The 18,589-nt window shown below is 49.2% G+C and carries 17 protein-coding genes; all 17 read left to right on the forward strand.

The genetic code is table 11. The features are described 5' to 3' along the window. Nucleotides 1–7 precede the first annotated feature (7 nt). The 17 genes from BT199_RS10285 to BT199_RS10365 all read left to right on the forward strand — a co-directional run bounded on the left by BT199_RS10285 (nucleotide 8) and on the right by BT199_RS10365 (nucleotide 18,587). Complete coding sequence (locus BT199_RS10285) at nucleotides 8–2,218, forward strand: bifunctional prephenate dehydrogenase/3-phosphoshikimate 1-carboxyvinyltransferase (RefSeq protein ID WP_014717620.1); 2,211 nt, start codon at nucleotides 8–10, stop codon at nucleotides 2,216–2,218. Continuing rightward, nucleotides 2,215–2,904, forward strand: a complete 690-nt coding sequence (gene cmk, locus BT199_RS10290; RefSeq protein WP_003189772.1) for a (d)CMP kinase — start codon at nucleotides 2,215–2,217, stop codon at nucleotides 2,902–2,904. The genes BT199_RS10285 and cmk overlap by 4 nt, the downstream gene beginning before the upstream one ends. A gap of 120 nt (nucleotides 2,905–3,024) precedes the next feature. Continuing rightward, nucleotides 3,025–4,710 carry a 30S ribosomal protein S1 gene (gene rpsA, locus BT199_RS10295; protein WP_003189774.1) on the forward strand — a complete coding sequence of 562 codons (1,686 nt, stop codon included), beginning with the start codon at nucleotides 3,025–3,027 and terminating at the stop codon, nucleotides 4,708–4,710. Between the two features lie 160 nt (nucleotides 4,711–4,870). Next, nucleotides 4,871–5,155 carry a hypothetical protein gene (locus BT199_RS10300; protein ID WP_072434405.1) on the forward strand — a complete coding sequence of 95 codons (285 nt, stop codon included), beginning with the start codon at nucleotides 4,871–4,873 and terminating at the stop codon, nucleotides 5,153–5,155. A 130-nt stretch (nucleotides 5,156–5,285) separates the two neighbouring features. Next, complete coding sequence (gene ihfB / locus BT199_RS10305; RefSeq protein ID WP_003189779.1) at nucleotides 5,286–5,582, forward strand: integration host factor subunit beta; 297 nt, start codon at nucleotides 5,286–5,288, stop codon at nucleotides 5,580–5,582. A gap of 24 nt (nucleotides 5,583–5,606) precedes the next feature. Then, nucleotides 5,607–5,837 (forward strand): LapA family protein, encoded by a 231-nt coding sequence (locus BT199_RS10310; protein ID WP_072434406.1) that lies wholly within the window; start codon nucleotides 5,607–5,609, stop codon nucleotides 5,835–5,837. 320 nt (nucleotides 5,838–6,157) lie between these two features. Beyond that, a complete protein-coding gene (locus tag BT199_RS10315; RefSeq protein WP_083535070.1) occupies nucleotides 6,158–7,462 on the forward strand; it encodes a Wzz/FepE/Etk N-terminal domain-containing protein in 1,305 nt (434 codons plus the stop codon). A 554-nt stretch (nucleotides 7,463–8,016) separates the two neighbouring features. After that, complete coding sequence (locus BT199_RS10320) at nucleotides 8,017–9,480, forward strand: lipopolysaccharide biosynthesis protein (protein ID WP_139271607.1); 1,464 nt, start codon at nucleotides 8,017–8,019, stop codon at nucleotides 9,478–9,480. 1 nt (nucleotide 9,481) lies between these two features. Further along, complete coding sequence (locus BT199_RS10325; protein ID WP_072434408.1) at nucleotides 9,482–10,741, forward strand: O-antigen ligase family protein; 1,260 nt, start codon at nucleotides 9,482–9,484, stop codon at nucleotides 10,739–10,741. Further along, on the forward strand, nucleotides 10,738–11,538 hold the full coding sequence (locus tag BT199_RS10330; protein WP_072434409.1) for a glycosyltransferase family 2 protein: 801 nt from the start codon (nucleotides 10,738–10,740) through the stop codon (nucleotides 11,536–11,538). The genes BT199_RS10325 and BT199_RS10330 overlap by 4 nt, the downstream gene beginning before the upstream one ends. Nucleotides 11,539–11,549: 11 nt before the next feature. Beyond that, nucleotides 11,550–12,584 (forward strand): polysaccharide biosynthesis protein, encoded by a 1,035-nt coding sequence (locus tag BT199_RS10335; protein ID WP_072434410.1) that lies wholly within the window; start codon nucleotides 11,550–11,552, stop codon nucleotides 12,582–12,584. Between the two features lie 2 nt (nucleotides 12,585–12,586). Continuing rightward, nucleotides 12,587–13,705 (forward strand): UDP-2-acetamido-2,6-beta-L-arabino-hexul-4-ose reductase, encoded by a 1,119-nt coding sequence (locus tag BT199_RS10340; protein ID WP_072434411.1) that lies wholly within the window; start codon nucleotides 12,587–12,589, stop codon nucleotides 13,703–13,705. Nucleotides 13,706–13,727: 22 nt separating this feature from the next. Then, the gene (wecB, locus tag BT199_RS10345) at nucleotides 13,728–14,861 is read left to right on the forward strand and encodes a non-hydrolyzing UDP-N-acetylglucosamine 2-epimerase (RefSeq protein WP_072434434.1); all 1,134 of its coding nucleotides are present in this window, start codon (nucleotides 13,728–13,730) and stop codon (nucleotides 14,859–14,861) included. A 219-nt stretch (nucleotides 14,862–15,080) separates the two neighbouring features. Then, nucleotides 15,081–16,301 carry a glycosyltransferase family 4 protein gene (locus tag BT199_RS10350; RefSeq protein WP_003189796.1) on the forward strand — a complete coding sequence of 407 codons (1,221 nt, stop codon included), beginning with the start codon at nucleotides 15,081–15,083 and terminating at the stop codon, nucleotides 16,299–16,301. A gap of 57 nt (nucleotides 16,302–16,358) precedes the next feature. Beyond that, nucleotides 16,359–16,955: a sugar transferase gene (locus tag BT199_RS10355; protein ID WP_072434412.1), complete on the forward strand. Its 597-nt coding sequence runs from the start codon at nucleotides 16,359–16,361 to the stop codon at nucleotides 16,953–16,955. 107 nt (nucleotides 16,956–17,062) lie between these two features. After that, complete coding sequence (locus BT199_RS10360) at nucleotides 17,063–17,707, forward strand: acetyltransferase (protein WP_072434413.1); 645 nt, start codon at nucleotides 17,063–17,065, stop codon at nucleotides 17,705–17,707. Nucleotides 17,708–17,735: 28 nt separating this feature from the next. After that, a complete protein-coding gene (locus BT199_RS10365) occupies nucleotides 17,736–18,587 on the forward strand; it encodes a 3-hydroxyacyl-CoA dehydrogenase NAD-binding domain-containing protein (protein WP_072434414.1) in 852 nt (283 codons plus the stop codon). Nucleotides 18,588–18,589 lie beyond the last annotated feature (2 nt).

The following is an 18,589-nucleotide window of genomic DNA, read 5'->3' on the forward strand; positions in this document are numbered from 1 at the left end:
TGTGCCTATGATCGGTCGCCTGGTGGTGGTCGGTCTGGGGTTGATCGGTGGTTCCTTCGCCAAAGGCCTGCGTGAAAGCGGGCTATGTGGCGAAGTGGTGGGGGTGGACCTCGACCCGCAGTCGCGCACGTTGGCGGTGGAGTTGGGCGTGGTGGACCGCTGTGAGGCGGACCTGGCCGTTGCGTGCCAGGGCGCGGATGTGATCCAGCTTGCCGTGCCGATCCTGGCCATGGAGAAGTTGCTGGCGGTACTGGCAGGCATGGACCTCGGGCAAGCGATCCTTACCGATGTGGGCAGCGCCAAAGGCAACGTGGTGCGTGCGGCACGATTGGCGTTTGGTGGCATGCCGCCGCGCTTTGTACCGGGCCATCCCATTGCTGGCTCCGAGCAGAGCGGGGTGGAGGCCTCCAATGCGCAGTTGTTTCGTCGGCATAAGGTCATCCTGACGCCGCTTGCGCAAACCGATCCCACGGCGTTGGCGGTGGTGGATCGTCTCTGGCGCGAGCTGGGCGCGGATGTGGAGCATATGCAGGTCGAGCGTCACGACGAAGTGTTGGCAGCCACCAGCCACTTGCCGCATCTGCTGGCATTTGGCTTGGTGGATTCTTTGGCCAAGCGCAACGAGAACCTCGAGATTTTCCGTTACGCCGCCGGCGGCTTCCGCGATTTTACGCGGATTGCCGGCAGCGATCCGGTGATGTGGCACGACATCTTCCTCGCCAATCGCGAAGCGGTGTTGCGCACCCTGGACACCTTCCGCAGTGATCTCGACGCCTTGCGCGACGCGGTGGATGCGGGAGACGGCCATCAACTGCTGGGTGTGTTCACCCGGGCACGGGTGGCGCGTGAACATTTCAGCAAGATTCTCGCACGCCGGGCCTATATGGAAACCGCAGTGAACACCGATGATCTGACCTTCATCGCCAGCCCGGGTGGCCGCTTGAGCGGGCGCATCCGCGTGCCGGGTGACAAGTCGATCTCCCATCGCTCGATCATGCTGGGCTCGTTGGCCGAGGGTGTGACCGAGGTGGAAGGCTTCCTTGAGGGTGAAGACGCCCTGGCGACCTTGCAGGCCTTTCGCGACATGGGCGTGGTGATCGAGGGCCCGCACCATGGGCGCGTGACCATTCACGGTGTCGGCCTGCAGGGCCTGAAGGCAGCGCCGGGGCCGATCTACGTGGGCAATTCCGGCACGTCGATGCGCCTGTTGGCCGGTGTATTGGCGGCGCAGCGCTTCGACAGCGTGTTGACCGGCGATGCCTCGCTGTCCAAGCGCCCGATGAACCGCGTGGCCAAGCCGCTGCGTGAAATGGGTGCGATCATCGAGACCGGGCCGGACGGGCGTCCGCCACTGAGCATTCGTGGCGGGCAATCGCTCAAAGGCTTGAACTATGTACTGCCCATGGCCAGTGCCCAGGTGAAATCCTGCCTGTTGTTGGCGGGGTTATACGCTGAGGGTAAAACCTCGGTGACCGAGCCCGCACCGACCCGCGACCACACCGAGCGCATGCTGCGCGGCTTTGGCTACCCGGTGGCGGTGCAGGGCGCGACGGCGTCGCTGGCGTCGGGGCATGGGTTGACCGCTACGCGTATTGAAGTGCCAGGGGATATCTCGTCTTCGGCGTTTTTCCTGGTGGCGGCCTCGATTGCCGAAGGCTCCGAGCTGTTGCTGGAGCATGTCGGTATCAACCCGACCCGCACCGGTGTGATCGACATCCTGCGGCTGATGGGGGCTGATATCACCCTCGAAAATCAGCGGGAGGTGGGCGGCGAGCCGGTTGCGGATTTACGCGTGCGTGCTGCCGCGCTCAAGGGTATCGAGATTCCAGAGGCCCTGGTGCCGTTGGCGATTGATGAGTTTCCCGTGCTGTTTATTGCCGCAGCCTGTGCTCAGGGCCGCACTGTTTTACGCGGGGCCGAAGAGCTGCGCCTCAAGGAGTCCGATCGCATCCAGGTGATGGCCGACGGTCTGTTGGCTCTGGGCGTGAAGTGTGAACCCACGCCTGATGGGCTTATCATTGACGGTGGCCCGATGGGCGGCGGTGAAGTGCATGCCCATGGCGATCATCGGATTGCCATGGCGTTCAGTGTGGCTTCCCTGCGGGCGACGGCGCCTATTCGTATCCTTGACTGCGCCAATGTTGCTACGTCTTTTCCGAACTTTCTGACACTGTGTGCCCAAGTCGGCATCCGTGTTGCCCAAGAGGCTCAATTGTGAATATCAAAGCACCGGTGATTACCATCGACGGGCCTAGCGGCTCGGGCAAAGGCACAATCGCTGGCATTCTGGCCAAGCGCCTGGGTTGGTGCCTGCTGGATTCTGGCGCGCTGTACCGCCTGCTGGCGTTCGCTGCGCACAACCATGGTGTGGACCTGACCAACGAAGAGCTGCTGACGAAACTTGCCGCCCATCTGGATGTGCAGTTCATTGCGGCGACCGAGGGTCAGTTGCAGCGCATCATTCTGGAAGGTGATGAAGTCAGCGATGTGATTCGCACCGAGAGTATCGGCGCGGGTGCCTCCCAAGTGGCCGCGCTGCCTGCCGTGCGCGAGGCGCTGCTGCAGCGCCAGCGCGCATTCCAGGAGGCGCCGGGCCTGGTGGCCGATGGCCGCGACATGGGCACGGTGGTGTTTCCCGAGGCGCCGCTGAAGATTTTCCTGACCGCCAGCGCCGAGGAACGGGCACGCCGCCGATACTTGCAGTTGAAGGGCAAAGTCGATGGTGTTAGTCTGTCGAGTCTGCTAGATGAGATCCGTGCACGCGATGAGCGTGATACCCAGCGTGCGGTAGCCCCGCTCAAGCCGGCGGCTGACGCCATACAGCTGGATTCCACGGAGTTGTCCATCGAGCAGGTGCTGGAACGCATCATGAGTGAAATCGCCATTCGCGATATCGCCGGGTGATCAGGAAGGCCGCAGGGGACCAGTCATAGTCCTGCGGTGGCTTCTTTTAACTGAAACTGACCCACACCGTCTGGGGTGTGGAGATGGGCGTATTCTTCGCCCTTATCAACAGGAATTAAAATGAGCGAAAGCTTTGCGGAACTCTTTGAAGAAAGCCTAAAAACCCTGAACCTTCAGGCAGGCTCCATCATCACCGGTGTTATCGTTGATATCGATTACCAAGCTCGCTGGGTAACCGTTCACGCTGGTCTGAAGTCTGAAGCTCTGATCCCGCTGGAACAGTTCTACAACGATGCTGGTGACCTGACTATCAATGTCGGTGACGAAGTTCACGTTGCTCTGGACTCGGTTGAAGACGGTTTCGGTGAAACCAAGCTGTCCCGTGAAAAAGCCAAGCGCGCTGAATGCTGGATTGTTCTCGAAGCAGCCTTCGCAGCTGAAGAAGTGGTCAAGGGCGTTATCAACGGTAAGGTTAAAGGCGGCTTCACTGTCGACGTTAACGGCATCCGTGCGTTCCTGCCAGGTTCTTTGGTCGACGTTCGTCCAGTGCGCGACACCACGCACCTGGAAGGCAAAGAACTGGAATTCAAAGTCATCAAGCTCGACCAGAAGCGCAACAACGTTGTCGTTTCCCGTCGCAGCGTGCTGGAAGCAGAGAACTCCGCCGAGCGTGAAGCTCTGCTGGAATCCCTGCAGGAAGGCCAACAAGTCAAAGGTATCGTCAAGAACCTCACCGATTACGGCGCATTCGTTGATCTGGGTGGCGTCGATGGCCTGCTGCACATTACCGACATGGCTTGGAAGCGTATCAAGCATCCTTCCGAAATCGTCAACGTTGGCGACGAGATCGATGTCAAGGTTCTGAAATACGATCGTGAGCGTAACCGCGTTTCCCTGGGCTTGAAGCAGCTGGGCGAAGATCCATGGGTTGCTATCAAAGCTCGTTACCCAGAAAGCACCCGCGTAACCGCGCGTGTTACCAACCTGACCGACTACGGCTGCTTCGCAGAGCTGGAAGAAGGCGTGGAAGGCCTGGTACACGTTTCCGAAATGGACTGGACCAACAAGAACATCCACCCTTCGAAAGTCGTACAAGTCGGCGACGAAGTGGAAGTTATGGTTCTGGACATCGACGAAGAGCGTCGTCGTATCTCCCTGGGCATCAAGCAGTGCAAATCTAACCCATGGGAAGATTTCTCTGGCCAGTTCAACAAGGGCGATAAAATCTCCGGCACCATCAAGTCGATCACCGATTTCGGTATCTTCATTGGTCTGGACGGCGGCATCGACGGCCTGGTTCACCTGTCCGACATCTCTTGGAACGAAGTTGGCGAAGAAGCTGTTCGTCGTTTCAAGAAGGGCGACGAGCTGGACACCGTTATCCTGTCGGTTGACCCAGAGCGCGAGCGCATCTCCCTGGGCATCAAGCAACTGGAAAGCGATCCGTTCTCCGAGTACGTTCAAGAGAACGACAAAGGCGCCATCGTTAAAGGCACTGTGAAAGAAGTTGACGCCAAAGGCGCCATCATCGTTCTGGCCGACGATATCGAAGCGACTCTGAAAGCCTCCGAAATCAGCCGTGACCGCGTTGAAGACGCGCGCAACGTACTGAAAGAAGGCCAGGAAGTAGAAGCCAAGATCATCAGCGTTGACCGCAAGAGCCGCGTGATTCAGCTCTCCATCAAGTCGAAAGACGAAGTGGAAGAGAAAGAAGCTATCCAGAGCCTGAAAGAAGCTGCTCCGGAAGCTGCTGCTGACACCACCATGGCGGCACTCCTGCGCCAGGCAATGGCTAAGCAGAACTAAGTTCTGTAAAGCTGTAGAAAAAGGGCGACTTCGGTCGCCCTTTTTTGTGCCTGAAATTTGATGAAGCAACTGCACCGAACCAAGGCATTCAGCCCAATGTCAGAACTGACTATAGTCTTGAAAACGGCTATTTCGCGCTGCTGACTCAATAAGGGTTTGAATGAACAGAGTTATCGTAATACTCGCCTTGCTCGTGCTTGCAGGCTGCTCCTCCACCAGTGCCAAGACCCACGCCAAGCGTGGCGTCAGTGGCATCGAGATCGACTGCTCTGGCCTGGGCAACAAGTGGGAAAAGTGCGAGAAGCGCGCCGCCCGTGAGTGCAAGATGCAGGGTTACAAGGTTATTACCCGCTCCAGTGATGCGGAGGACGAAGAGGGCGACTACCTGTTCGGCTGGAACCCTGCTGGCGCGGTGACGCGGACCATGTTGGTGATCTGTAAGTAAGGGGTTGACCCCTCGCTGAACGTGTTTATTCAGCCTCAGATAAGTTGACACATGGGCTGTTCAAATTCATCAACTCATGCTAAAACCTTCGGAGCGCTTTTCCTAGCTGCTTGAAAAAGAAGGGAAAAATATGACGAAGTCGGAGTTGATCGAACGAATTGTCACCCATCAAGGGCTGCTCTCATCCAAGGATGTGGAGCTGGCTATCAAGACCATGCTTGAGCAAATGTCCCAATGCCTGGCCACCGGAGATCGCATCGAAATCCGCGGCTTCGGCAGCTTCTCCCTGCACTACCGCGCACCACGCGTAGGCCGCAACCCAAAAACCGGCCAATCCGTCAGCCTCGACGGCAAATTCGTTCCCCACTTTAAACCGGGCAAGGAATTGCGCGATCGGGTGAACGAAGAAGAGGAAGAAGGCGTCTGAGTGTTTTTGGGGAAGGAGAAGAGTATGCGTGGGGTTAAGCGCGTTGTTGCGGTGTTGATTGCAGTGCTTGCAGCGTTGGTGGTTCTGGCGTTTGTGCTGGAAAACCAGCAGGGTGTGGCGCTGTCGTTCCTGGGGTGGAGTACTGCGCAGATGCCGGTGGCGGTGTTTGTGGTGGTGGCTTTGATTGTGGGGATGTTGATTGGGCCGGTGTTGGGGGTGGTTATGCGTAGGCGTCGGGGTAAGGCGGTGGTTTAGGGTTTAGTTTTAGGAGAAAGGGAAGGGCGGGCGACCGTTTGTCAGAAACCATGCCATGTCGCGCGCTTTGAACTGCCTACCTACCTAGCCCTGTTGGTTGCGACAGTTCTCCTAGAAAATCAGAATCGCCTGACAGACATGTCAAGACTTGTAATATGCCAAAGAGATGGCAGAATGGAATCTGTTCTCGATAACAGGCATTTTGTGCGCTCAAAATTTGGCAGAGACGCTAGGTTTTGGCGGCCAACTAATTAGAATAAAAAACGCAATTTTGTCTGCATAACGAGCCCGCAGTTTCTCTTTGAAGGCAGGTTTTTGTTGTGAGTAGTAGCTTCCGCGCCCCCCCGGTACCAACCGCCGCCGAAATTAATTTTTTGACGCTTTTCGATGCTGTAAAACGGCAGAAAAAATTTATATTTTTAGTAGCGTCAACGGTGGCTTTAGCTGCGACCGCTTACGCTTTTTTGGTCACTCCGGAGTATCAGGTCAATAGCCTGCTAAGGCCGGCAGCGATAAATGAATTAGACGCGTTAAATCGTTCGGAGATCTATCAACTCCCTCCCAGTCAGGCCCTTGTTAAAGTGGGGGCTTCACTTGAGTCGTATGAGGTGCGGTTGAATTATTTTCGAAATAATCAAAAACTTTTTCAAAAGTTTGTACGTCCTGGCAGAACGCTAGAACAAAGCTTTGAAGAATTTAATCGTAATGCAATTAGAGTCTCTCTGCCGGATCCTAAAAAAGGCGATCCGCTAAGTTCGTACATCCTTGTGGATATGAATTACCCGAAGGGCGTTGATGGCGTATCTATTTTGAATGGGTTTGTGGATTATGCTATCGACAGTGAGAAAGAAAAAGTAGCGGCTGATTTGAAGGTTATTGTCAGCAATCGTCTTAATGAGCTTTCCGAAAAAATGAATGCCGCACGCGCGAACTATGAAAATGACAAAGCGGCCAGAATTGCAAAACTACAAGAGGGAAGCGACTTAAGTCGCGCTCGACTCGAAGATGAGCGTCGTGCCCTTCGTGCACAATTAAAAACCGTAAGGGCAGATCGAATATCGCAATTGAATGAAGCTATAGGCATTGCCAAGTCTCTAGGGATTAGAAAGCCGGCCACCCCCTCTTCGATGAGCGATGCCGATAGGGCGGGAAGTTCTAGCATTATGCGTACTGAGGTGAATAACCAGCAGACCCCATTATACTTCATGGGCGTGGACGCGTTAGAAGCAGAAAAAACAGCTCTGCAGCGACGCACATCTGATGACTTTACATCAGCCCGAATTGGTGAAATAGATAAAGAACTAAAACTACTAGAAAAAAATCGTGAGATTGAGGTTCTAAAAGATCGTAAGAACGAAGATTTGTTTTTGGCTGGAGTCGAACCTCTTCGTGCAGAATCAGCGAGATTGCGTAATCTTAACATCGATATGAGTCGTTTGAAGTTGGTTGCTATTGATAAGCAAGCGTTAGAGCCGCTTTCCCCGATCAATCCTAAAAAGAAATTATTGATCATTTTTGGTGTATTTCTTGGATTGGCATTGGCGATATGTTTGGCCCTACTTCGGAGTCTTTATACATTTCATAAGGCGGGCTCAAAAAATTCACAAACGGCCTGTCTTGTGTAACAGATATAATTAATATTTATATTCGACATGTTAATTAAATATTCATGTCGAATTTAACCTTGATGGATCCTAAGTTATTGGCAGAGGGTTCACAAGCAATAGTTACATCCTATGCTATTTGCGCTCCCAACCCACATGGGCGTTGCCTCTGCCTATACTGAATGCTGCGGTGTGGCTGATAGGGGAGGGGTAAGCGATGTAGCTGTTTGGGAGAAAAGGGTTGGACTTTTGCATGAAATGGGCTAACAAAAAGAAGTCGTCTAGGGCGCCAAGAGGTGAAAGACCAGGACGGAGCGCCAAGATTCTTCGTTTTTCCTTGTCGCAAACGATGCTGGTTATGCCGCATGTCGATGCTTTGATGGGTTAGCGTGAGGCGTCATTGCCTTGAGTGGGTATGACGATCTATCATGCAGAACGAAAAATAAGATTTCAAGAGATTATTATGGAATGTATGTTTGATTTTGACCTTGATTTAAGCGATCTGCGAGTCCCTAAGCTGCATATGGTCGGAAAAAATAATAATATAAATTCCTTGAATTTAATAAGTGCACTTTATGAGCGTTGAGGCTCAATCCTTAGCTATTACCAAAGATACGCTTTGGTATCTTCTTGCAAAAATTATACCGGCAGTTGCAACTGCTTATGGTATATATTTAATTTCGCAAGGTATCGGGACGGAAGGTTATGGATCCTATTCGACAATGATTGTCGTTAACCTCTTCTTGGCGCAACTTTTTGGCGGATGGTTATACCAAGCAGCAATAGTTGTTGGCTTGCGGTTTAAAAAATTTAATCCAAGCTTTCGAAGCTCTTTGGATTTGCTGTTGTTGCTTTCTATTTGTTTGGCTGTTATTTCTTCTTTAGTTATATTTTATTGTCTTGACTACAATTTGAGCTATATGTTGTGTGGCGCTGCACTATTAGCATCACAAATGATGATATTTTTTTACCAAGCTCAACTTCAAGCTTATAGGTTAGTAAGTCATTTTGTGTGGCTGGTTTTTTTGCAGTTTGGCATTCAAACATTTATGTTAGTAGCGTTTTCTCTGCTGGAGATCATGAGCTTTCAACTCGTGATTTTTAGCGTTTCAGTAGCAGCTTTACTAAGCGCGCTGTGTTATCTGCTTTTTTCAAAAAAACACCTGTCCAGGTCAACTGAAAAGTTGAGACTTAAGAGTATATTAAGATTTACGAAGTTGTCTTGGGTCTATTGTTTTCCCGTAGGTATTTGGTTGGTTTTTTACAATCTCTATAGTTTTTCCGATAGGGTGTTTATGCGTCATATAGGAATGGATCATGAATTAGGTATGTACTCTTCTAGTCGTGATCTACTGCTTGGTGCGGTTAGTATCGTATCAATGCCGATGCTAATGGCACTTCAACCTTTTCTTGTAAGTACCCTGAAGAAAACAAAAAATTTGCACGCGGCGGGCGAGCTAGTTGCAGAAAAAATGAATTTTTTATTGTTTTTTGGAATAATATTAACTGGAGCACTCTTAGTAAACGTAGAGCTGCTTGGTAAAATCATTAATGAAGATGCACGAGAACTGGGTGCTTGGCTCATATTTAGTTCTCTCGCTGTTTTTCTCGGCGCAGCCTCGGTCTATGCGCATAAGGGTATGGAATTAAGTGGTAGATCTTGGGTAATGTCGCTAGTTGGCGGTGTAGTAGTCATAGTTGTCTTATGCATGAACGCTTTTGCTGCATTGGAAAATAGCCTTATGTTTTTTTCGTTGGCGAATTTTTCAGGGCAGTTAATCTATTTTTTAGTTCTTTTGTATTTGTCTAAGGATGTCATGCGGATTAGGTTGGATTTGATGTTCTTGCTTCAGGCAACTTTTGTCGCGGTTATAATGGTGTTGGCGGGCGAGGGTTTTAAGGTCGTCGGTGAGGAACAACAGAATTTTGTGATTTTAAGTAAGTTTTTAGTTTGTGTTCTTGTTATTCTTGGTTCGTTTTTTTTGATAAAAAAAATTCGGTTAGTGTTATTTTCTTTGCTAAGATATTTGGTCAGATAATATGAATAATAATGTCTCTGGGTTTTCTGGTTATAAGTTAAAGGTCGACGTTCGGCATTTAATAATATATATGCTGACGACGCTTATGGCCCTTCCATTGGTTGGCTTTTCATATGGTGAGGTAGCTATGCCGATCGCCTGGCTTGTTGCCTTGTATGGCTTTGTTGTCGCTCTGGTGAAGTTTAGAGTTGAGATGTTGTATTTGTTGGGAGCTATACTTTTTTCTGTCGTAGCAGTTCTAAGTAATTCAACATTTGTTACGGGAGAGCTGTCCATACATCCATTTTTATCGGTATTCTACTTCTTTTTTCCTGTTTTTGGTTATTTTGCGGGGCGTTATCTGGTAAATAATGATTTCAATTTTTATCTTTTTTTAAAGGCGTACACTAATATATTTTTATTCTTTATTTTTATTTTTTCATTGTCGGTGTTCATCTTTTTTGGAGGGATGGTTCGAACAGAAGGGGAGATAAATGGTTGGTTCTTCTGGTTGCCTATATATGGACTTTATGGAGTGCATTCATTTGTAGCGTTCTTATTTGTGTCCTATTATATTATAGTTCATTTTTATAGAACTTTTTCAGGTGTATCGCTGCTACGTTTTCGCTTATTTATTTTTGTTTTCTTATGGTTGACGATATTTTCCTTGTCGCGAGAGGGTGTTTTAGGGCTTGTGGTTGTTTTTATGTTTATGGGGAAAGATATTCTAAAGAGGAACCCTATTGTCTTTGTTATGGGCTCTATATCGGCACTGCTTTTGATGTCAGTGTTGGCCTATCTTGGTTGGTCGTCACTGGAAGGAGTGTGGTCTACCAGAATTGACGGCATGGCTTCGGCGATCGAGCGCGGCGACCTAGATGAACTGAGTAGCGGTCGCTTGACCTTGTATTTTTTAGCTGTAGAACAGTTTCTCAAGAATCCTTTATTTGGAAATGGCTTTTACGGCTTTCAATTATATAATCAAAGTTTCGGCGAATATACGGATCTGACGGGCTGGAGTCCGCATAACTATCTGTTGACTTCAATCTGGAAGATGGGGGTCTTACCGTTAATATTTTTTGCTGGATTTTGGATTTGTATTATTAAGAGCGTTTTTAAGCGCGTTTCCAACGATGAGCGGCGTCTGGTGTTTAGAATGCTAATCGTGCTTGGACTATTAAATATGTTTTGGGATGCTTTCTTAGTGCCAAACGTAATGATCCTGTTTTCGTTCTTTTTAGGCGCTTTAAATCGGAAGCGTGATATGGAGCATGGTGTATGATAACGGTTGTGTATGTATGTGTTAACTACAATGGTAGCCAACTTACGCTTGATTTCGTTGATAGTGTTAAGCGTCAAGTAAGAGCCAATGCGCGTTGTGTCATCGTTGACAATGCGTCGGCTGCGAGTGATCGAAAGATTTTAGAGGATAAACTCGGGAGTGATCCTGATGTGAAACTGATTTTTTCTACTGAAAATCTAGGATATTTTGGTGGCTTGAATCTTGGTATTGCATCTATTGAAAACCCAGAGTTTGTTGTGGTTGGTAATAACGATCTGAAGTTTTCTGAGGATTTTACTAAGCTTGTCCTCGAAAGAGATTATCCACAAGACGTCCTGGTGTTGGCGCCTAATGTGACGACTGCGGACGGTTACCAGCAGAATCCTCACTCTCGTACTAAAGTTGCACGTGGTCGCAAGTTCTTGTACGATATTTATTTTAAATCCTATTACGCGGCACGTGTGCTGACTTGGCTTTCTGGTATTAAAAATAAAATTTCCGGTGGGCGTAATAACTCGTTTGACCAAGCTCCTGGATATGTGCATATGGGGATTGGCGCTTGTTACGTATTGCTGCCAAGTTTTTTCAAGAAATTTAAGCAGTTGGACAATAAAGTTTTTTTGTATGGTGAAGAAGCTATATTGGCTGGTCAGCTCGAGAATGGTGGAGGGAAAATGTACTATGATCCAGACCTGCTAGTTCATCATATGGAAAGCGCTACTTTATCGAAGCTTCCCTCTAGGAAAACGTACGGTTTTGCTAGAGAATCATATCCAGTTTACAAAAAATATCTGTAGGTCTAGTCTATATGTTTTCTAAAAAAGTATTGTTAATCACTGGTGGTACTGGCTCTTTTGGTAACGCAGTTTTAAAACGATTTCTAGATACTGATATTGCGGAAATTCGTATTTTCAGCCGTGACGAAAAAAAACAGGACGACATGCGTAAGCGTTATTCGAATCCTAAGTTGAAGTTTTATATCGGAGATGTTAGGGATTATAATAGCGTATTAACAGCTACTCGAAGCGTTGATTATATCTTTCATGCTGCGGCTCTCAAACAGGTTCCGTCATGCGAATTTCATCCGATGGAAGCTGTCAAGACTAATGTTATCGGTACTGATAATGTCTTGGAGGCTGCCATTCAAAATGGTGTAAAGCGTGTGGTGTGTTTGAGTACGGATAAGGCCGTGTATCCTATCAATGCTATGGGTATTTCCAAAGCTATGATGGAAAAGGTGATGGTCGCAAAATCTCGTAACGTGGATGAGAAAAAGACCGTTATCTGTGGGACGCGCTACGGTAATGTAATGGCGTCGCGTGGCTCAGTTATTCCATTGTTTATCGAGCAGATTCGTGCCGATAAACCTTTGTCGATTACTGATCCTAACATGACGCGTTTCATGATGACTCTCGCTGATGCGGTGGATCTGGTCCTCTATGCGTTTGAACACGGTAATAACGGTGATTTGTTTGTGCAGAAGGCGCCCGCCGCTACGGTTGAAATACTCGCTCATGCTTTAACGGATCTGTTGGGCAAGCCAGATCATCCGGTGCAGATCATTGGTACACGTCATGGAGAAAAGCTTTACGAAGCGCTACTGAGTCGTGAGGAGATGGCCTGTGCTGAAGATATGGGTGAATACTTCCGTGTGCCACCGGATTTGCGTGATCTTAATTACAGTAAATTTGTTGAGCAGGGCGAAGAAAAAATTTCACGAACCGAAGATTATAATTCACATAATACCGAACGCTTGAATGTTCTGGGTATGCAGAATTTACTATTGAAGCTTGACTTCATGCGAGCTATTCAGCGTGGTGAGCATGCCACGCCCGAGGAGTGATCATGAGAGTTCTTATAACAGGCGCGAATGGATTCGTCGGTAGGAATCTGGCTGTCCATTTAGGCGAACGAAAAGACGTCGAGGTATATCAGTTTTCTCGAGAAAATGACTTGCAAGACCTTGTTTTACTCGTAGCACAGGCTGATTTTGTTTTTCACTTGGCAGGCGTAAATCGTCCGCAGGATCCGGAGGAGTTTCAAACCGGAAACGCCGATCTTACACAAGCGTTATCAAGCGCCATTGTAGCCAGTGGGCGTAAAATCCCTGTAGTTTATACTTCGTCGACTCAGGCGGAGTATGAAAATGCGTATGGTGCAAGTAAGCGTGCTGCTGAAGAAATTTTGCGTACTCTCAGTTCCGAGCACGGTTCGCCGGTGTATTTGTTTCGGTTGCCCAATGTCTTTGGTAAGTGGGCGCGTCCAAACTATAACTCTGCGGTGGCGACGTTTTGCCACAATATTGCGCGCGATCTTCCTATCCAGATTAATGACCCTTACGCGAACATTACACTGGTCTATATCGATGATGTAATCGACCGTTTTATTGCCGTCATGGATGGTGTGGTTGCGCCTGATTTATTTAGCGATGTAGTACCACATTATAATATTACAGTAGGCGAGCTGGCGCAGCAATTACAAGCATTCCGCAACAGTCGTGGTACGTTGATCACCGAGCGAGTTGGAGCAGGATTGCCCCGCGCACTTTACTCTACTTATCTCAGCTATTTTCCCCCTGAAAATTTTACCTATGAGGTGCCTAAATATGGCGACTCACGTGGGGAGTTTGTTGAGATGCTCAAGACAACTGATTCTGGGCAGTTTTCTTTTTTTACTGCGCATCCTGGCATCACACGGGGAGGGCATTATCACCATTCCAAAACTGAAAAATTTTTGGTGATACGCGGTGAAGCCTGCTTCAGATTTAGGCATATCGTTTCCGGTGAGTTCTATGAATTATTCACTGACGGAGTGAGGCCGGTGGTTGTTGAAACAGTTCCCGGGTGGACGCACGACATCACGAATGTCGGTGAGGGGGAGATGATCGTTATGCTTTGGGCAAATGAAGTATTTGATCGGGAGCATCCTGATACTTACGCCTTGGCGGTCGGTTCCCAAGCTTGAGTGGAAGACGCGGAGAATGAATATGAAGCAAATGAAAGTTGTAACTGTTGTAGGTACCCGACCTGAGATTATCCGTCTGTCGCGCGTCATGGCTGCTTTGGATGAGCATTGTGAACATATTCTGGTGCACACCGGACAGAATTATGATTACGAGCTTAATCAAATCTTTTTTGATGACTTGGGCATTCGCAAGCCAGACTTTTTTCTCAATGCGGCGGGTGCCAGCGGCGCGGAAACAATCGGTAATGTGATCATTGCAGTCGACCGAGTGCTGGCAGAAGTGAATCCTGAAGCATTGTTGGTGCTTGGGGATACCAATAGCTGCATGGCTGTTATTCCGGCCAAACGTCGCAAGATTCCGACCTTCCATATGGAAGCGGGTAACCGTTGCTTCGACATGCGTGTGCCCGAGGAAATCAACCGACGTATCGTCGACCATACGGCCGACATCAATCTGACCTACAGCACGATTGCTCGTGACTATCTGCTGCGGGAAGGTTTGGCTCCTGATATGGTCATCAAGACGGGTAGCCCGATGTATGAAGTTCTCAATTATTACCGTGAAGGTATAAAGGGCTCAGCTGTACTGGAGCGCTTGGGACTTGAAGCTGGTAAGTTCTTTGTGGTGAGTGCTCACCGAGAAGAAAACATCGACTCTGAAACAAACGTTTTGAAGCTGGTGGGCATACTTAACGGCGTAGCTGAAGCTTACAATTATCCGGTGATTGTCTCCACGCATCCGCGCACGCAAAAGCGATTTGACGCATTGGGCGTAACGTTCCACGACAACGTTCGATTGTTGAAGCCTATGGGCTTCAAAGATTACAACAAGCTGCAACTTGAATCGAAAGCGGTGCTCTCGGACAGCGGTACGATTAACGAGGAGTCATCGATCCTGAATTTCCCTGCGCTGAATATTCGCGAAGCTCACGAGCGTCCGGAGGGTATGGAAGAAGCCGCAGTTATGATGGTAGGGCTGGAGGTTGAGCGGGTTATGCAAGCCCTGCAAGTTCTGGAGTTTCAGGAGCGCGATGATGTGCGTACGCTTCGCCTTGTTAGTGATTACAGTATGCCGAATGTCGCAGAAAAAGTCGTCCGTATCATTCACAGCTACCGCGATTATGTAATGCGAGTGGTCTGGAAAAAATTTGACTGATAAAGGGATCGTGGAATTTCGAGTTTTCAAAGCGTATTCAGCTAACCGGGTGGCGCACGCGAAGTTTGCTAGCCGTCTAGCTGGATATGCCAAACTGACCATGGCTTATATCCCTTCATTTCGCGGTGATGCTGGGCGGGCTATGTATGTAATTCTCGGGAAATTTCACGGGCGACGTTGTCGCCTTCATAAAGCAGTTTTATTCGGGAACGATTACGGATGGCAGTTCGCATTTTGCTTTTGACCCAGTGGTTTGAACCTGAGCCCACTTTTAAGGGCCTCGTATTCGCTCGGGCCTTGGTAGAGCAGGGCTTTGAGGTTGAAGTAGTCACCGGTTTTCCGAATTATCCCGGCGGTAAAATTTATCCCGGCTACAAGATAAAATTGTGCCAGAAAGAAGTCATTGATGGCGTAAAAGTCACACGACTTCCTCTTTATCCAAGCCACGGTCAAAGCGGAGTGGGTCGTGTACTCAATTATTTGAGTTTTGGTGCGGCGAGTCTGTTCTATGGCTTGTTCGGTGCCAAGCGTCCTGATGTTATTTATGCCTACCACCCACCATTGACGGTGGGTATTGCTGCCTGCCTTATTCGTTTTTTTCGACGTACGCCGGTTGTCTATGACATTCAGGACATGTGGCCGGACACGTTACGTGCGACGGGTATGTTCTCAAATCCGAAGGCACTTCAAGTCGTATCTCGTGTGTGTGACTGGGTTTATAAACATGTGGACCAGATAGTTGTCCTGTCTCCTGGGTTCAAGCGTCTCCTGGTGGAGCGTGGAGTGCCGGACACAAAAATAGATATTATCTATAACTGGTGTGCGGAAGATGCTTTGGCTGATGGTCTGAATATCCTTCCTCCGAATTTCCCCGACAAGCCGAAATTCAGGATTCTCTTTGCTGGTACGATGGGTAAGGCCCAGGCATTGGATACCGTTCTGGATGCGGCCAGGATCTTATCCGCGGCCAACACGGAAATTGTATTTGTTTTCTTGGGAGGGGGCGTTGAGGTCGCGCGTTTGAAGCAGCGCGCTGCGGATGATGGTTTGGACAATGTGCTATTTCTGCCTGTGGTTCCTATGAACGAAGCAGGACGTTATCTTAGGGCTGCTGATGCGTTACTGGTTCACCTGAAAAAAGACCCGCTGTTTACCATCACGATCCCTTCAAAAACCCAGGCTTATCTAGCAGCCGGCAAGCCTCTTCTGATGGCTGTGGATGGTGACGCGGCTGAGTTGGTTCAACGCAGCGGCAGCGGCTATATTGCTGAGTCACAGAGTCCTCAAGCGCTCGCTGACGCCGCGTTGGCGTTGAGTCGGGCAAGCCCGATAGAGCTCGACATTATGGCCAAAAAAGGTCAAGATTTTTACCATTCGCAGATGTCCCTCAAAAAAGGAATCGAGGGTTTTACGCGTATTTTTAATCGGTTTTCTAAATAGTCAAAAATGGTCGGTGCTGGGCGTGCCCGGCTTCAAGTGGGTTATAAGGTTTCTAGAATGCTTAAGCGTATTTTTGATATTACAGCTTCTTTTTTTGGGCTTTTATTATTATCCCCGGTCATTGTGTTTGTCGCCTGGAAAATCAGTCGGAAGCTTGGTTCCCCGGTACTATTTCGTCAGGTGCGGCCTGGTCGAAATGGCAAGCCATTTGAAATGGTCAAGTTCCGGACCATGAAAGATGCTGTGGATTCAGCTGGAAATCCACTGCCCGACGTGGATCGAATGACGCCTTTTGGTAGCTTCTTGCGCTCTAGCAGCCTGGATGAGCTCCCGGAGCTTTGGAACGTATTGAAGGGCGACATGAGCTTGGTAGGGCCGCGCCCTTTATTGATGGAATATCTTCCCCTCTATTCAGCCGAACAGTACCGTCGGCACGATACCCGGCCTGGTGTTACAGGGTGGGCTCAAGTTAATGGGCGCAATTCCTTGAGTTGGGAAGAAAAGTTCAAGTTAGATGTGTGGTATGTAGACAACAGAACGTTGAAGCTGGATGTCAAGATCTTATTAATGACCATTCGTAAAGTTTTAAAACGTGACGGTATTAGCGCTGACGGTGAGGTGACGATGTCAAAGTTCACCGGCATCGGACAGTAGCGGTGAGGCGGTTTTACTGAGCTTTGTAGTTGCGCCGCAGATAGGCAATTACTGATTTTATCGATCCAGTGTTGGGGTCGTAGGACAAGAAACGGTGGGGAAACCAAGTGGCTCCAGATAAGAGTTTGATTATTGTTGGATTTAGTGGTTTCGGTAAAGAAGTCTTCTGGTTGGCTTCGCGTCTCGGCGTCACCATTCGTGGTTTTCTGGACGATAATATCGCGATTCAGGGTCACCAATTTGCTTCAGTGCCTGTGTTGGGAATGGTCGACGACTGGCAGCAGTATTCGGATTGCCAGTTTGTCATTGCTATCGGGAATCCGCGTATCAGGAGCAAGGTCAAGGATAAAATGTGTTCAAGGGGCTCCCCTGAGTTTGCAACGCTGATCGATCCTGACGCGATCGTGATGAGTGAGCACGTGACAATTGGGGCCGGAAGTATTATTTGTGCTGGTACTATCGCCACAGTTGAAATCGTCATCGGTCAGCATGTGATCGTCAATTTGAACTGTACGATCGGACATGAGGTTGTCTTTGAAGATTTCGTTACTGTCGCGCCGATGGTGGCCGTATCTGGAAACGTACGAATCTGTCGTAATGCCGAACTGGGGACAGGGGCTTCTATCCGGCAAGGGTTGACCATTGGAAGCGGAGCTATGATTGGAATGGGGAGCGTACTCACCAAAAATGTCCCAGAAAATACTGTTTTTTTCGGGAGCCCCGCAAAAGCAATCAAGACTATTGCGCAGTGACGAGGTTGGCTTAATGGAGGTGCAGAAAATGAGCGTACGGGTTGCAGTCGTAGGGACGGGCGTAATGGGAAAGGGGATTGTTCAAATCCTGGCCCAGTCAGCCTTAGTGACCGCTATCGTATGGAAAGGAAGCACAACCCAACGCGCGGCAAACAGCCTTGGCGATCTGGAGGCTCAATTTGGTCGCATGGTGAACAAGAAGCGACTGTCTGCGGAGGATGCGGCGGCGTTTCTTAGGAAGATCTCTATTGCTGACAGTTACGCCGATCTAGCTGGCGCAGATTGCATGATAGAAGCCGTTTCGGAAAGCATGGCGGAGAAGTCGAAGGTTTTCAGCGAGTTTTCTAACATATGCGGCTCCGAAACCATCCTTGCTTCCAATACTTCCTCTCTTTCAATTACAGAGCTGGGGGCCTTGACAAAGTATCCCTGTAATGTGATAGGTCTTCATTTTTTCAATCCCGCGCCCGTGATGAAGTTGGCCGAAGTGATTGCTGGATTAGGTACATCTGCCCAAACAGTCGAGTGGGCGCTGAATTTTGCCCGCGAACTTGGGAAGGATCCGGTTCTTGTTAATGAGGCGCCTGGATTCATCGTAAATCGTATGTTGATCCCTATGATCAATGAGGCGATTGGTATCCTGGCGGAGGATGTAGCCTCAGCCGAGGAGATTGACAAGGCTATGCGTCTTGGTGCCAACCACCCCATTGGCCCATTAGCCTTGGCCGACCTGATCGGCAATGACGTCTGCCTTTCCATTATGGAAACGTTGCATGATGAAACTGGCGATCCCAAATACCGCGCTCATCCGCTTCTGCGTAAGATGGTTCGTGCCAATCGCCTGGGGCGAAAGTCCTGCCATGGTTTCTTTAAATATTAAGT

The organism is Pseudomonas sp. NFR02 (assembly GCF_900119375.1).
GTDB lineage: Bacteria > Pseudomonadota > Gammaproteobacteria > Pseudomonadales > Pseudomonadaceae > Aquipseudomonas > Aquipseudomonas paracarnis.